Here is a 15,611-nt window from a genome sequence, read left to right as displayed (position 1 = left end):
GGGGCAACGCCATCGATACCTCCGGCAATCGCAGTCTAAACAAGGGGAAAAGCGAGTGACAAGAAAGTAACGATGGAGACATGCAAAAAGGTGGCGAAAAGCCTCTTTTCGCCCTTCAATAACCTACAAATGAGCCACTTATACGGCAAAATATCCCCCAAAAACGCAAAAAAGAGTGATAATCTTTTCATATCACACAAAAAACTATTATATTTGCACCCACAAAAACAAACATAGTCAAAATATTCATATAAATAACAATAAAAACAGCAATGACAAAGACAGAAATTGTAAACAAGATTTCAGAGAATACTGGCATCTCAAAGAAGGAAGTAGCCATTGTAGTGGAAAGTCTCATGGAGACTGTAAAGGAAAGCCTGCTCAAGAGAGAGCACATCTCACTGCGTGGTTTCGGTAACTTCATCATCAAGCGTCGTGCAGAGAAGACAGCTCGCAACATACAGAAGAATACTACTGTAATCATCCCCGCACACGACTACCCCAGCTTCAAGCCTGCCAAGGAGTTCGTGGAGAAGATGAAGAACAACTAAGCATACAACGCAAAAACATAACCATTTAAATTAAAAGAATTATGCCAAACGGTAAAAAGAAGAAGGGCCACAAGATGGCTACTCACAAGCGTAAAAAGAGATTACGCAAGAACAGACATAAGAGCAAGTAATCATTGTATTGCTCTATAGCCTAATCAAAAAGACTAATGGGGCGTGTCGTGCGACATGCCCCCATTTTTTTAAGCAATAAGTGAAGATAGTATGACAAGCGAAGTAATCATTGACGTCCGTCAGAAAGAAATCTCGATAGCTCTGCTCGAGGACAAGAACCTCGTGGAGTATCAGAACGAGCCCCGCTCGGCCTCTTTCTCTGTGGGCAACATCTACATAGCAAAAGTCAAAAAGCTGATGCCTGGTCTCAACGCCAGCTTTGTGGATGTAGGCTACGAACGCGATGCCTTTCTTCATTATCTTGACTTAGGAAGCCAATTCAACTCGTACGAGAAATATCTCAGACAGGTACAGAGTGACCGGAAAAAACTTTACCCTTTTGCCAAAGCATCACGTCTGCCCGATATCCCTAAAGACGGCAGCGTACAGACTGCGCTCAAAGTGGGCGATGAGGTGCTGGTGCAAATTGTAAAAGAACCCATTTCTACCAAAGGTCCGCGACTGACAGGCGAAATCTCTTTTGCCGGACGATATCTTGTGCTTATGCCATTCGGCGATAAGGTCTCGGTATCTTCCAAAATAAAGTCGGGAGAAGAGAGAGCAAGACTCAAGCAGCTTATACATAGCATTAAGCCGAAAAACTGTGGAGTTATTGTGAGAACGGTAGCCGAAGGTAAGAGAGTGGCTGAACTGGATACTGAGCTGAAGGTGCTTACCAAGCGCTGGGAGGACGCCATAACAAAGGTGCAAAAGACACAGAAAAGACCCCAACTTGTGTTTGAAGAAACCAGCCGTGCCGTAGCGCTTCTGCGAGACCTGTTCAACCCAAGTTATGAGAACATCTACATCAACGACGAAGATGTTTATCAGGAAGTAAAAGACTACGTGTCGCTTATAGCCCCTGAAAAAGCGCACATCGTAAAACTCTATACGGGTAAAGTTCCAATTTTCGACAACTTCAACGTAACCAAACAGATTAAGTCGAGTTTCGGCAAAACGGTCAACTACCGCCATGGTGCCTACATGATAATCGAGCACACTGAGGCAATGCACGTGGTTGACGTGAACAGTGGAAACCGTTCTAAATCGGAAAACGGACAGGAACAGAATGCACTGGAAACCAATCTTGGCGCTGCCGACGAACTGGCACGCCAACTCAGACTAAGGGACATGGGTGGTATCATCGTCGTAGACTTCATCGACATGAACCTCGCCGAAGACCGGCAGATGCTCTATGAACGTATGTGCAAGAACATGCAAAAGGACAGAGCCAGACACAACATCCTGCCTCTTAGCAAGTTTGGACTGATGCAGATAACCCGTCAGAGGGTTAGGCCAGCCATGGACGTCAACGTTGAAGAGGCCTGCCCCACCTGTAACGGTACAGGCAAAATCAAGTCGAGCATCCTGTTTACTGACATTCTCGAAAGAAAGATTGACCGACTGGTCAACAAGATTGGCATCAAGAAGTTCTATCTACATGTACATCCATACGTTGAGGCATATATCAACCAAGGACTGGTATCACTCAAGCGAAAATGGCAGCTAAAGTACGGCTTTGGCGTACATGTAATAGCGTCGCAGAAACTTGCTTTCTTACAATACGAATTCTACGATACAAAGAAGCAGTTTATCGACATGAAGGAAGAAATCGAAACCAAATAAGAAAGAGCCTCTCACAGCAAAGTGGGAGGCTCTTTCTTGTAGTAATCTGTGAGAAGCTACCCTTTGGACTGACGAAGGGTAGCTTCTTGCTTTTATCTTTCACCGACAATGCGGGCAGTGCCTATCAAGCCTGACTTGAGCAGAGGCTCGTCGGCCTTGTAATACTTGATGGGATAATAGGTGACAGTCTCGGCGCCGGGCTGCATATCTCCTACCATGCGGTTGTGCCATGGATTGACTACAGCAATCTCGACCTTGTTGTCACCAGCCTTGACGGCAGCGGTGATATCTATTATATAAGGTGCATGCCATACCACGCCCACGGGCTGACCATTGACGGTAACTTCGGCCAAGTCCTTGACCTCGCCCAAGTCAAGCAGTATGCGTGAGGGAGCATTCTTCTTGAGTGATTTCTTGGCTACCTTGAAGTTGTTGGTATAAGTTGCAACACCTGAGAAGTACTTAACTCCCTGCTCGGATGACTCTGTAAGCGATGCCAAGCTATCCAAAGCAATCTGGGATGGAGCTCCGCGATGAGCCTGGAAGCTGACTGTCCATGGCTGGGCGAACTCGGCGAAAGCTGTGCGGGTGCGCTCGGCGAGAGTGACGGCGGGAACATCGGTATCGTCGACAAACACCACAAAGACTGCATCATAGGCGGGCATGTCAAGGGTTACGCGGGTGCGGCCGTCGACCATTTCGTAGCTCACATCTTCCTTGGCGCCGGTATCGGCATGCCACAGCTGTGGCTTCTTGCCTGTGACATTGAAGGAGGCAGTGAACTTGCGCGCCTGCTTGGTCTGGTTGGCTATCCAGTAAATCTCGCCATCGTTCAGACGACGGTGTACAAACTTGATGTTGGCCTTGGCGTCAGAGAAGGTGACATCGGGAGCGACTCCAGTGTTTGCAAGCACCTTGCCGATAGACACTCCGGTAGTAACATTCTTGCGGCCAGAGCCCCAGATATCCTTTACCAGGCTGTCAAACTCTTCGACGGTTCCATCGAGTCCCACGAGGATCTTGGGCTTGTCGCCGGCAATGGTCACACCGGCATCAGCCAGCTGCTTGATGCGGCGCAGCATCTTGATGGATATCATGCTCACATTGTCAAGCCACAATACGCGATAGCGCATACCTGTGGCGGTTACCAGCTGACCATTGTCAACCTTGAGGACATCCTTAACTATCGACGGACTCACGAAGTCATAGTTGTAGGTATTGGGGAACTTTGGCATACGGGTCTGGTAGCGGGCTGTAACGTTGGTATCCTCACCGTAATAGTAAGCTACGTCGGCGACAAACTTACCTTGGCGTAAGAGATAACAGCTGCGGGCGAGGTAGTCGGTCCATGCGCCGGCCTGGCTTGCCCAAGTCTCATTGCGGTCGAACCACTGGCCCCAAAGACCAAGGCCAATGCCCGGCACCTTATCATCAACAGGCTGGTGGGGAGAGGTGTGGATGACGAAGAGGTTCAATCCGCTGGCCATAGCGGCATCGGCGGTGGGTTTGAGGACAGCGGGGGTATACACGAAGGCACCATCGCGGAAGCCATCGGATGTAAACGACTCTGCTGCAGCTACGTTCTGTCCATAGATATGGGCAACAGAAGCAGACTCTCGGATATCACTCTCGTGCTGGGGGACGGTTACGAGTCCCTGCTTGTAACGCATCCAGATAGCAGACATAGGTATATCGGCGCTGCGCTTGCAGTCCATGCCGTCGGTAGCGTTGGCGCGCCACGCCTCATGACTCTCCGTATATCGCTTCAGGCCGTAGGGCTTGAGGATGTCAGTGAGCTGGTCGTAGTGGTACTCTGTCATCATGTCGCCGATAGTGGTACGCCAGTCGAAGAGGAAGCGCTCGGTTTCCTCAGCACTGTTGACAACGATACCTGCCAGCGCGGGAAGCCAGGGGAGAATGTCGTAGCCACGGCGGGCCTTGAACTCTTCCACCATCTTACCTGTCCATGTCTGGGCACCGGCTTCATAACTGTCATTGAGCAAGTAGGTGATACCACGGTTACCCATCAGTCCCTTGCTGGCATCGACATAAGTCTGGAGATAATTCTTATAGTAATCGCGGATAGCCACGGGGTCTATCTTGTCGACCTCGAGACCGGTAGCTTCAGGCGAAGCGGGATGGTTGGTCTTTCCTGTGAGTCCGTAGCCGAATCGCATGATACGCCAACGACCCTTGGGAGCTTTCCAGGTAAGCACGCCGTCCTTGACAAAAGAGGTGACATCGACAACGTCTGCCGTGTTGACAACATCGGTAGTGGCAGGAGTCTTGACAGACGTTCCATAACGATAGAAAGAAGATGCCGACTTGTCTGAAAGGAGATTTACGCGTACTACGGGTGACAATTTAAGTGAAGAAAGACGGAATCCGGTAGCGGGATTGTTCTTCTCCGTACTGGTGAATACCATCTTAAAATAACGGGCTGTGGTCTGAGGAATATCCTCCACACGCTCGAAGCCTCCCTGGTAACTCAGGTCGACCACCTTGGTGAATGTCTTTCCGTCCATGCTGCAGAAGAGACTCGCAGCGCAGTTCTCCACTCTTTCTTCTATCTTCAATACCGACCATGTCACTGACCGCACGAGTTGTGGCTGATGAAAGTCCATCAGCACCCATGCCTTGCCGTCCTTCTCGGCTTGGATGATAGAATAGTCAGAGATACTGTCGTTGCCCAGCTGCTCGGCAGTAACTGTGCCACCGCTGGTTGTGATGGTCGGATTGAGCTCCATCATCGACTTGTCGTTATCTGGAATGCGCATAGCCAGCACTGCGACGTCGCGATAGAACTTCTTCTGCAAGAAGACTGTGGCTACAGATTGATTGACATAACAATAGTCCTGATAGGGGCCAGTGATATCAAAGCCACCGGGCAACTTAACCTTCAGGGCCTTGCCTGTACCTTTGACCTCGGTCTGTCGCCAAACGAGCTTCTTCATTCCGTCTTCGTCCTTGACCCATGGGCCGCCAGTCTCGCTCCATCCGGGAGCGCTGGCAATAGTCGCCTCGAGCCCGAGACTATCGGCAAGATGAATGGCATAATGGAAGGCGTCTTTCCATTCTGGCGTCATGTAAGGCAGACGCTTCTCGACGACTTGCGGAGTGGATAGACCGGCATCGAAGACATGAAAGCCACCAATGCCACTACGCTTCATCCAGGTGAGGTCCTTGTAGATACCGTCCTTGGTGATGTTTCCGTTCATCCAATGCCACCATACACGGGGGCGATAAGGCTGACCGGGATGCTGGAAGTCCTGGTACAAAGTCTGTGCGTCTTGAGCCGAAGCGGACAATGCCCCTGCGGCAACAAAGAGCAATACTGGTAATGATTTAAGTTTCAACATATGGATATAGATTAAGTTATTGTACGATTTTGAACCTTATTCGGAAGCTGCGCTTCTCTTCGTCCCAATTGGTGCCGAGCAGAGTAAAATGGCCAATCTGTCCAGTAGAGCGCACATGCTTGCCGATACATGGGCAGACGTCGTAATCGCCGATGCGTACCAGCCTGATGGTTTCGCTCGCATCCTCGGGCAAACGGTCGATATGAACACCCTCGGGGATATGGTCACGGTCTACAAACTCATAGGTTACAGGCATGTCCTCATCAATGAGGCGGTTCATCTCATCTTCGATGAACTTCTCTTCCTTGCGGGTGGGCTTGTTGGCGAGCTGATAGGTTATCTTGCTCTTCTTGCGCTCGATGTGCGCATTACGACTTCGCTCACACCCATACTTACGTACCATCAGCTGATTGAGCAGATGCTCGGCAGTATGGGCAGGCGGGAATTCCTCCTTGTTGTGTTCGTTCAGAATCAATTCGTCCATGATATTATTGTTTGATTTTGTATACTACTCCACCATAAGCCGGAACGGCGACATTGACAGCCTCGTTGACCGCAAGATGCAACTTGGCCTTACCGTCACTCAACAAATCGACAGCGTCGGCATCCCCCTCTGCGATACCCATATACTCAAAGGCATGCGAAGGAATGATAACTCCCGTATCGATGGCCTCGGCTGCGAAATTGACAACCACCAGAAGCAGCTCGTCATCCTTCTTGCGCAGGAAGGCATATTGAGATTGTGCCAGATGACCATTAACATACATCAGGTCAAAGGTCAGACCTCTGCTTGCCGCCTTCTCTTTCTCAGCAATGAGCATCACGCGCTTGTAGGCATCCATCAGTTTGCGTTCCGACGGTGTTTTCTTGCGAATATCGAAGTATCCGTGGTTGACACTGTCCATGCTCCAATAGTCGAAGATAGTGCTACGACCATCGCGACCACTGAAGCCTTCCTTGTCCATACCACGCTCGCCGAGTTCTTGACCAGCGTAGAGCATATAAGGATTGGTGTGGAGCAGGCAACTCACAATGTGGGCGGGATAGGCAGCCCAAGGCTCGCCGGCGAAAAAGTCGCTCGCAATACGCTGCTCGTCATGATTTTCCAGGAAATAGAGCATGTGGTCGCGGATATCATCAGTCTGCTGCCATTGCGTTGTGATGTCAGAGGCCCAACGACGGCCACAGACGATGTCACGCAGGCTGTCATACATGCCCACCTTGTCATATAGGAGGTCAAAGCCAGCCCCAATATAAGTACGGTAGAGCGAAGGATTGTAGACCTCGCCGATAAAGATGATATGCGGATAAGCCGCTTTCACCACCTTGGTGGAGTAAGCCCAGAACGCTGCGGGCACCATCTCCGCCATATCACATCTGAAACCATCCACTCCCTTGCCTGCCCAATACATCAGGATGTCTGTCATCTTGGTCCACGTATCGGGAATGGGGTCAAAATGCTCAGAGCGACCGCCTGCATCACAATAGTCAACGCCATAATTGAGCTTGACGGTCTCATACCAGTCATTACGACCAGGACGATTGTCAAAATGGTCATTGCCGGTAGCACGGGCAGGAGCCTCGTGATAAGTCTGACTATCGGTGACATCGCCCAAGTCAAGCGGCTGCCCCCAGCAGTAATAGAAGTTGTTGTGGGTGGAAAAGTGCATGTTGACATCATCGTCTTCACCCAAATCTCTTACGCCCTTGGGCTTGCATACAGAGTGGTACTGACGCGCCACATGGTTGGGCACGAAGTCCATGATTACCTTCATCCCCGCCTTGTGCGTCCTTGCGATGAGACACTCCCACTCCTGCATACGCTTATCGACGTCGACAGCCAAATCGGGGTCAATGTCATAATAATCGGTAATGGCATAGGGAGAACCGGCACGACCCTTGACCACCTCGGCGTTCTGAGCCGGAATGCCATAAGCCGTGTAGTCGGTCTGCGAGGCATGACGCAACACACCGGTAAACCACACATGGGTCACACCCATAGCTTTGATGCGCTTCAGCACCTGCGCATCAATGTCATTCATCTTCCCAGAACCATTTTCGGCAACCGAGCCCCACTCTTTACGAGTGGTGTTACGATTGCCGAAAAGTCTGGTAAATATCTGATAAACTATCATATCGTTCAGGCGATACCGCGCACAGCCACGGTTTTGTCTATACGACCTATCATACCTTGCAGCGCCTTTCCAGGGCCACACTCCGTGAAGTCATCGGCACCGTCGGCAATCATAGCCTGCACGCTGGCAGTCCAGCGAACCGAACTGGTGAGCTGGGCTATCAGATTGGCCTTGATTACCTCAGGCTCAGTGTGGGGCTTGGCGTCCACGTTCTGATAAACGGGGCACTTGGGCGCATTGAATGTAGTCTTCTCGATGGCGGCCTCAAGTTCGTCCTTGGCGGGCTGCATCAGAGGAGAGTGGAAAGCGCCACCAACCTTCAGGGGCAGAGCGCGCTTGGCACCGGCTTCCTTCAGTTTCTCACAGGCGGCATTGATGGCATCTACATTGCCAGAGATAACCAGCTGGCCAGGACAGTTGTAGTTGGCAGCAACCACTACATTACCATCGGTAGACACTTCAGCGCAGATTTCCTCAACCTTCTCATCGGGCAGACCGATGATGGCAGCCATAGTACCAGGGTTAGCCTCGCAAGCCTTCTGCATGGCATTGGCGCGGGCAGCCACCAACTTCAGGCCATCCTCAAAGCTGAGCGCACCTACTGCTACAAGAGCAGAGAACTCACCGAGTGAGTGACCGCCAACCATTGCTGGAGCGAACTCGTCGCCCAGGCAGAGAGCAGAGATGACACTGTGCAGGAATACAGCAGGCTGGGTAACATTAGTCTGCTTCAACTGCTCGTCGGTGCCTGCAAACATGATATCAGTGATTTTGAAGCCGAGGATTTCGTCGGCCTTGTCAAACAATTCTTTTGCCAATGGATTATTGTCGTAGAGCTCCTTGCCCATGCCGACAAACTGTGAACCCTGTCCGGGGAATACAAATGCTTTCATTATTATCTTATTACTTAATACTTATTACTTTAGTGCAAAGTTAGTGAAAACCGAGCGCAATACAAAATAAATCACATTTATTTTTATGTACGCGCGAGGCACCGCCATACATTATGGCACAAAAAAAATCCTAACCACGCAATTGCAGTTAGGATTTCTATTGAGATTTGCTTTACAGCGCAAACTTATTCAGCTGCGGGAGCCTCGGCAGCAGCCTCAGCAACAGGAGCCTCCTCAACGGGAGCCTCAACGGCCTCCACGGGAGCGTTCTCGGCAACGACCTTAACGGGAACCTTTACCTCTACCTCCTTGTGGAAGTGAACGGTAGCCTCGTAGTCGCCAACCTTCTTGGCATCGTGCATGGTAACAATCTTGCGGTCGATGTCGAAGCCCTTCTTAGCGAGAGCCTCTACTACAGCAGCAGCGCCTACCGAACCGTAAGTTACACCAGTTGCAGAAACCTTAGCTTCGATTACCAGCTCTACACCATTGAGAGCCTCAGCCTTCTTCTCAGCCTCAGCCTTGAGGGCAGCCAGCTTGTGAGCCTGCTGCTTAAGGTTCTCAGCGAGTACCTTCTTGGCGCTGGGCGAAGCGATAACGCCCTTGCCTGTGGGGATAAGATAGTTACGACCGTAACCACTCTTAACGTTCACGATATCGTTCTTGTATCCAAGACCGATGATATCTTCTTTCAAAATAATCTCCATTGTGCTTCCTCCTTTTTATTTCATCAAGTCAGTTACATAAGGAAGTAATGCTATCTGGCGCGCACGCTTTACAGCCTGGGCCACACGACGCTGATACTTCAGAGATGTGCCAGTAATACGACGGGGAAGAATCTTACCCTGTTCGTTCAGGAACTTCTTCAGGAACTCAGGATCTTTGTAGTCGATATACTTAATACCGCTCTTCTTGAAGCGGCAATACTTCTTCTTCTTTACATCGATAGAAGGAGCTGTCAAGTAACGTACTTCTGAATTGTTCTGCTCTGCCATGATTAAGCCTCCTCTTTTTTACCAAGTTTTGCGCGACGCTTTTCGGCGTACTGAGCAGCATACTTGTCAAGTTTAACGGTCATGTAACGGATAACCTTCTCGTCGCGGCGATAGCCAGTCTCAAGAGAGTTAACGATAGTTGGCTCAGCCTTGAATTCCAACAGGCAGTAGAAGCCTGTAGATTTCTTCTGAATAGCATAAGCCATCTTCTTCAGTCCCCAGGTCTCCTCGTTCAGAATCTCTGCGCCTTTATCGGTGAGCAGTTTCTTGAATTTAGCGACCGTTTCCTTCATCTGTTCATCAGACAAAACGGGAGTCAAAATGAAAACGGTTTCGTATTGATTCATACTGTTTATAAATTAATAAATGATTAATGTTTGCGCACTATCGACAGGCGAGCCGAAGCCCACTGCCTCAAAATGCGGTGCAAAGGTACTGCTTTTTTTCCTGACTGACAAACATTTCGAGGATTATTTCATTATTTTTTTAATCAGACAAGTCCTCCTGGCAACCATCGTTGACAGTTTCCGGAGGACTTTCAGAGTTGAGAGAGATTTCTATAATCAGTTTTTGAGCAGCGTGAGCGCAGCGTCGAGCAGCGTGCTGTTGACCACATCCGGCTCGCAACGACGCACGCCTTCTACCAGCTTGATGCAAGCCTTCTTGTCGTTGGCATCAAACGTCTTGCGACCCAGATTGCACAGGGTTACCAGTCGGTTGGCCAATATCTGGCGGTATTCCACATCCTTTGCTGCGCCATCTGAAAAGGCGAGCGACGTATAGGCCGAACATACCGATGTTACAGCCGTCAACAGACTGGAAGAGGTAAACTTGGTGGCCTTGTTGGCGATATCCAGATTGGAGTAGACCAACTTTCCGCTACCATCTACCATCAAGATGCTGTCGCTCTCGGTGCGTAGCACTCTGCGGCCTTCGGTCTGCTTCGATGCCTTCTCTCGCTGCACCACCGGGTCAGTGTTATAGAACTTCAGCAGCGAACCATTCATCTTTTTCCCAGACATCCACCACACCAAAGCATAGACATAACGTTTTTCCTTGTTCAGCGGGTCGCGCAGGTAGAGGACATCGTAGTTGCGGTCGATATACACGCCCAGCCTATAGCTCAGGGCGTTGTCCTTGCCATAACCTATATTATTGGACTTGGCTATCGTACCGGCCTTGCGGAAATTAGACATGTAAGCCAGAGCCACATTGGGCCGCATAGTCTTGGCCTCGAAGTCATCGACCAGCTTTCTTTGCTCCTTGTCGATGACAAAGTTGTAGAACTTGTGATAACCGCCTTCATACTCTTGGGCCTCGCTATTGGTGATGGCACCCATGTCTATGAGGGTCTGAGCCAGCTGCGCAAATGCTACATCAATAGACTGCTTGGGCGAGGCAGCAGAGGCGACAGCCGCCATGGCAGCGAGCACAGCCAACAAGATAAAACGCTTGATTTTCTTCATATTCAGTTTCCTCCTTTATATTTTAATAAACTTCTTCTTCGAGCACAGCCAAGGCTTCATTGACGATGGCATTCTCGCGGTTAGCTCCCTCCATCATAGCCTGCTGGTAGAGCTGCTCATCGTCGCGCTGCGCCTCTTCCACGCATTGTGCCACAAAGGCATCGATGGCGTCGGAGAGAGAGTCGACGAACTCCTTTCGGCGCGCCTCGGCATACAGCGGGTGGGGAGGCGCCGGCGTGTACATGTATTTATGATAACGGCGCGCCTTGGGTTTCTCGCTCTTCACGCTGTCTGCCTTGGGGACTGAGGGTGCATGGACAGCGGCACCCGAGACCGTGTCTATGGGAACGGCTGCTATCTGCACACTGTCTGCCGACGGCGACGACGGGCTGAGAGCGAGCGTCATGACCACCGCCACAGCCACACAGGCGGCGGCAATCATAGCCACCCTGAGGGCGATGCTCCGGGCCACAGACGACGACCTGCCCGCTGCCACGGGAGTGACAGCCACATCCTCTTCGGGCATGCCGGCATCAAAGTAGGCAAACATCTGCCGATAGTCTTCCAAGTCGGGAGCCACCTCGCTACGGGCGGCAAACCACCGGGCTATCTCCTGTTCCTCTTCCACCGTGGTATGGCCTTCCATAAACCTCGTGAGGAGTTGTCTGATTTGCTTTTCGTTATACATTGTTATATTTATGTACGTTGATTACGTTTTCTGATATCGGAGAGCAGTTGCCTGCGTGCCTTTGAGAGCAGCGTGGCCACCGAGGCTGGCTTGATGCCGAGTATGGCAGCTATCTCTGCATTGTCCTTCAGTTCTATCTGTCGCAGCCGCAACACCTGATGCTGCATGGGCGGCAGAGCCTGAAGTCTGCGCTGCAGCCATGCATCGGTCTCCTCGGCCTCGATAGCGACATCGGCAGCCGACGAGGACTGGACAACAGTCACTCCCGTCGTCAGCGATACCGTGTGAGATTGGCGCAGCATGTCGAGCGCCCTGTTGCGGGCAGCCACCACAGCCAGTCCACGGGCATGACGGGCGGAGGAGATATTGTCGCGCAGCGTCCACAGCCTCAGCATTATGTCTTGGGCCACATCTTCTGCGCCCTCGACACCGATGCCGGCAGCGACAGCCGAACGGACGGCTGCCACGCGCAATTCTGCGGCCATATCGGTAAACTCCTTTTCGCTCATCATGATTTTCGCTATGCTACTCTATAAACGCGGAAACATGCGATTTATCAACCGATTTAACACACATTAACCTAAATTTCTTCTGACGACGCCGATTGTACCATCGATGGCCGCCAAGATTAATTCGTGGTTGGAAATAGTGGTTGCACGCCGCGATTTGGATAATTCCGAGTTTGAAATCTCCATTTCCCACTCTGCAATCAATTTGATGACCATCATGATAAAAAATAAATGATTTTATTTTGTTCTCCTATCGGTTTGCACTACCTTTGCAATAATGAAAAAGATAGATTTCACCCGAATAGGCAAAGGGGCGCCTTACGCCCTCGTGACGGGCATGGTCTGCTTTGTGGCAGCCTATGTCATAACCAACCCCTGGATCAAGAACTCGCTGCTGCTGGCTGGTCTGGCTGCGGTAGTGATAAGCGTGGGGCTATACATCACGGCTTGGAAACACGAATAAGACAATGGATATGAAGCATATAATGACGACTCTGCTCGCCCTGGCACTGTGTGCGACGGCCACGGCACAAGACTTTGACAAGTATTTCACCGACAGCACGCTGCGGCTCGACTACATCTTCGAGGGCAACGCCCGGCAGCAACACATCGCTCTCGACCAGCTCAACGTGAGCCCCCGATGGTATGGCAAACGACAGCGACTGACCGAACTGCCGGTACAAGGAAACGGCCAACTGACCGTGCGCGACCACAAGACCCGCACCGCCATCTATCGCAACTCGTTCTCCACGCTCTTCCAGGAATGGCTCAGCTATCCCGAGGCAGAGGGCGCGGCACGCTCGTTTGAGAATGTGTTTCTGATGCCCATGCCCAAAGACACGGTAGAGGTGACGATAGACCTGCGCAACAACCGCCAGGAGGTCATCGCAAGCTACACCCACACGGTGGTGCCCAGCGACATCCTGATACGCCGCATCGGCAAGAAGCCTACGCCCTACACCACCCTATGGCAGGCCCGCGACACCACACGCTGCATCCACATAGCCTTCGTGGCCGAGGGCTACACCGAGGGCGAGATGGAGACGTTCGTAGCCGACGCCCGCACCGCGATGGATGCCATCTTTGCCCACGAGCCCTTCAAGAGCATGCGCGACAGGTTCAACGTGGTGGCAGTGAAGGCCGTCTCGGCAGAGAGCGGCACATCGTCGCCGGCAACAGGCGAATGGAAGAACACGGTGCTGGGCTCCCACTTCGACACATTCTACAGCTCGCGCTATCTGACCACACTCAGGCTGAAGACGCTGCACGACGTGCTGGCTGGCACTCCGTATGAGCACATCATCGTGCTGGTGAATACCGACCAGTATGGTGGCGGCGGCATACTCAACTCGTACAACCTCGCCATGACCCACCATCCCAAGTTCCGCCCAGTGGTGGTCCATGAGTTCGGCCACAGTTTTGCCGGTCTTGCCGATGAATACGCCTACGACTTTGAAGACATCCCCATGTATCCTCACGATGTGGAGCCATGGGAACCTAACATCACGACCAAGGTGGACTTCCGCAACAAGTGGGAGAACCTGATAGGCACCGACAGCCAGGCTGGTTTCTACGAGGGAGCGGGCTACAGCCTCAAGGGTGTGTATCGCGCCTATCCCGACTGCCGCATGCGCACCAACGAGAACCCCGAGTTCTGCAAGGCTTGCCATCAGGCGCTCGTCAGACTCATCAATTTCTATACCGAATAAGCCATGCCGCTGCGCCATACGCTGACTACGATAGCCATACTCGTGGCTGCCACGCTGCCTCTGCACGCCCAGCAGGCCGACAAGGAGCAGCTGGGGCGAGCCATAGAGTATTTTCAGACGGCCAAGTATCATGAGTGCATGCTCATCCTGGCACGGCTCGACAGCGTATATACCATCAATCCGCGCTTTAGGGCATTTCTCGGCGTGTGCTATTACTACGAAAGCCAATACACCAAGGCTGCAGAATATCTGGAGGCGACCATCCCGCAACTGAAAGCCTTCTCGCCCCAAGAGGTGGGACTCTACAACTGGCTCTGCGGCGAATGTTTGTTCAAGCAGGAGCAATGGCAGCGCGCCATAGCCTACTACGAAGCCACCACCCTGATGCGCTACGGCAACGAGAAGGCCGACGCGCTCTACCGCTTAGGCTTCTGCTACATCAATCTACACAATATGCGGGTGGCAAAGGACTATCTGGAGAGCGCACTGATATACTACGAACGGGCGGGAAGCCCTGACTACAAAGCCCGAGTGGCACAACTGCACAACATGACGGCTGCCCTAAGAAACTATCTGGACGAAAAATAGACACAAAAAAGACGGGAAGAATGTCGGCAATAATCATCTGCGACATTCTTCCCGTCTCTCTATAAACGGATGGGGCTATTTCTCTCTCGGGGCACGAGGACAGCGGGCTGCACGGCGGAAAGCCTGACGATGGAAGCAGTCTTCGGCACGAAGAATCTTCATCACCACGCGGCCAGGCAGAACTGCCAGAAACTTGCGGTGATACTGCTGCTGGATGCGGCGTATCTGCACATCGATGTTGTCCATGCGGTGGATGGCGCGGGCACAGGCGTTGTCGTCGCCGAAATCGGCCATGCGGCGATACTGGCGCATCTCGTCGAAAAGGGCACGCTGCTTGGTCTGCATCTCACGGAAAAGAGGCAGGAACTTATCTATCTGGGCAGGCGTGAGACCTGCTTCCTTGACAATGAAGGTCTCCATATCCGCCTGAAATCTTCGGGGGTTGAAATCGTGCTCTGCGGCAGCCGCCACGACAACGAGCAGCAGAGTGAAGGACATTATCAGTATTCTTTTCATGCTACACCTTAATTATATATACATTAATACTCAGACAGCGAAGCATACATATCGCCCTTGTCGTACATGGCATAGTCGGCCATCTCGTCGATAGAAGCATCGATGGCATGCTGCTCGGCAAGAGCCTTGGTCTGCTGATGCTGCTTATGGGCCAGATAGACAGTAGATGTAAGCAACAGGCCTGCCAGACAGGCTGCTGAAGCCACATAATAACGGTAACGGTGCCACCATGAATGATGGACAACGGCAGGCTGGTCATCAAGACGGGCCATAAAGTCATCGGCAAAATGGTCGAAATATCCTTCAGGCACCGTAAAAGGATTGCGGTGGTGACCAGACTGCATGTCATTAAGATTGATTTCGCTCATATTCATTCACTTTATACGTTTGACGATTGTATCTTCG

Annotated in this window: 16 protein-coding genes and 1 pseudogene; 5 read left to right on the top strand and 12 right to left on the bottom strand. The window is 51.5% G+C overall.

Annotated features, from left to right (window positions below):
* Window positions 1-272: 272 nt before the first annotated feature.
* Window positions 273-551: an HU family DNA-binding protein gene (locus CIK92_RS03685; protein ID WP_022311162.1), complete on the top strand. Its 279-nt coding sequence runs from the start codon at window positions 273-275 to the stop codon at window positions 549-551.
* A gap of 222 nt (window positions 552-773) precedes the next feature.
* The gene (locus CIK92_RS03680) at window positions 774-2,348 is read left to right on the top strand and encodes an Rne/Rng family ribonuclease (protein WP_022311163.1); all 1,575 of its coding nucleotides are present in this window, start codon (window positions 774-776) and stop codon (window positions 2,346-2,348) included.
* 92 nt (window positions 2,349-2,440) lie between these two features.
* On the opposite strand, the gene CIK92_RS03675 is transcribed toward CIK92_RS03680, so the two are convergent.
* The 10 genes and pseudogenes from CIK92_RS03675 to CIK92_RS13675 form a co-directional block, all read right to left on the bottom strand.
* On the bottom strand, window positions 2,441-5,707 hold the full coding sequence (locus CIK92_RS03675; RefSeq protein ID WP_094388207.1) for a glycosyl hydrolase: 3,267 nt from the start codon (window positions 5,705-5,707) through the stop codon (window positions 2,441-2,443).
* Between the two features lie 16 nt (window positions 5,708-5,723).
* A pseudogene (locus CIK92_RS03665) lies at window positions 5,724-7,842 on the bottom strand (alpha-amylase family glycosyl hydrolase).
* A 5-nt stretch (window positions 7,843-7,847) separates the two neighbouring features.
* The gene (gene fabD / locus CIK92_RS03660; RefSeq protein WP_022311167.1) at window positions 7,848-8,735 is read right to left on the bottom strand and encodes an ACP S-malonyltransferase; all 888 of its coding nucleotides are present in this window, start codon (window positions 8,733-8,735) and stop codon (window positions 7,848-7,850) included.
* A gap of 185 nt (window positions 8,736-8,920) precedes the next feature.
* Entirely contained in the window at window positions 8,921-9,442 is a 522-nt protein-coding gene (gene rplI / locus CIK92_RS03655) for a 50S ribosomal protein L9 (RefSeq protein WP_094386181.1), read from the bottom strand.
* Window positions 9,443-9,457: 15 nt separating this feature from the next.
* Window positions 9,458-9,730 carry a 30S ribosomal protein S18 gene (rpsR, locus tag CIK92_RS03650; RefSeq protein ID WP_094388205.1) on the bottom strand — a complete coding sequence of 91 codons (273 nt, stop codon included), beginning with the start codon at window positions 9,728-9,730 and terminating at the stop codon, window positions 9,458-9,460.
* A gap of 2 nt (window positions 9,731-9,732) precedes the next feature.
* Window positions 9,733-10,077 carry a 30S ribosomal protein S6 gene (gene rpsF, locus CIK92_RS03645; protein WP_022310308.1) on the bottom strand — a complete coding sequence of 115 codons (345 nt, stop codon included), beginning with the start codon at window positions 10,075-10,077 and terminating at the stop codon, window positions 9,733-9,735.
* A 216-nt stretch (window positions 10,078-10,293) separates the two neighbouring features.
* Entirely contained in the window at window positions 10,294-11,196 is a 903-nt protein-coding gene (locus CIK92_RS03640) for a hypothetical protein (RefSeq protein WP_094388204.1), read from the bottom strand.
* Window positions 11,197-11,218: 22 nt separating this feature from the next.
* Window positions 11,219-11,884: a hypothetical protein gene (locus tag CIK92_RS03635; protein ID WP_144289322.1), complete on the bottom strand. Its 666-nt coding sequence runs from the start codon at window positions 11,882-11,884 to the stop codon at window positions 11,219-11,221.
* A gap of 8 nt (window positions 11,885-11,892) precedes the next feature.
* Window positions 11,893-12,396 carry an RNA polymerase sigma factor gene (locus CIK92_RS03630; RefSeq protein ID WP_094388202.1) on the bottom strand — a complete coding sequence of 168 codons (504 nt, stop codon included), beginning with the start codon at window positions 12,394-12,396 and terminating at the stop codon, window positions 11,893-11,895.
* 63 nt (window positions 12,397-12,459) lie between these two features.
* Entirely contained in the window at window positions 12,460-12,612 is a 153-nt protein-coding gene (locus tag CIK92_RS13675) for a hypothetical protein (RefSeq protein ID WP_158214727.1), read from the bottom strand.
* Window positions 12,613-12,670: 58 nt separating this feature from the next.
* Here CIK92_RS13675 and CIK92_RS03625 point away from each other — a divergent pair, with 58 nt between their 5' ends.
* From CIK92_RS03625 to CIK92_RS03615, 3 genes are read left to right on the top strand one after another with little or no spacing between them, the layout of a single operon-like run.
* Window positions 12,671-12,856 (top strand): hypothetical protein, encoded by a 186-nt coding sequence (locus tag CIK92_RS03625; protein ID WP_022310305.1) that lies wholly within the window; start codon window positions 12,671-12,673, stop codon window positions 12,854-12,856.
* 10 nt (window positions 12,857-12,866) lie between these two features.
* Window positions 12,867-14,102: a M64 family metallopeptidase gene (locus tag CIK92_RS03620; protein WP_094388211.1), complete on the top strand. Its 1,236-nt coding sequence runs from the start codon at window positions 12,867-12,869 to the stop codon at window positions 14,100-14,102.
* A gap of 3 nt (window positions 14,103-14,105) precedes the next feature.
* Window positions 14,106-14,690 carry a lipopolysaccharide assembly protein LapB gene (locus CIK92_RS03615; protein ID WP_094388201.1) on the top strand — a complete coding sequence of 195 codons (585 nt, stop codon included), beginning with the start codon at window positions 14,106-14,108 and terminating at the stop codon, window positions 14,688-14,690.
* 75 nt (window positions 14,691-14,765) lie between these two features.
* Here CIK92_RS03615 and CIK92_RS03610 read toward each other — a convergent pair whose 3' ends face one another.
* Both CIK92_RS03610 and CIK92_RS03605 read right to left on the bottom strand, forming a co-directional pair.
* Window positions 14,766-15,206: a hypothetical protein gene (locus CIK92_RS03610; protein ID WP_094388200.1), complete on the bottom strand. Its 441-nt coding sequence runs from the start codon at window positions 15,204-15,206 to the stop codon at window positions 14,766-14,768.
* 23 nt (window positions 15,207-15,229) lie between these two features.
* A complete protein-coding gene (locus CIK92_RS03605; protein ID WP_144289321.1) occupies window positions 15,230-15,574 on the bottom strand; it encodes a hypothetical protein in 345 nt (114 codons plus the stop codon).
* Window positions 15,575-15,611: the final 37 nt, after the last annotated feature.

It is taken from the genome of Prevotella sp. P4-67 (genome assembly GCF_002251325.1).
Classification (GTDB): Bacteria; Bacteroidota; Bacteroidia; order Bacteroidales; family Bacteroidaceae; genus Prevotella.
The sequence above is the reverse complement of the archived record's forward strand: the minus strand, read 5'-3'. Positions and strand labels throughout refer to the sequence as shown.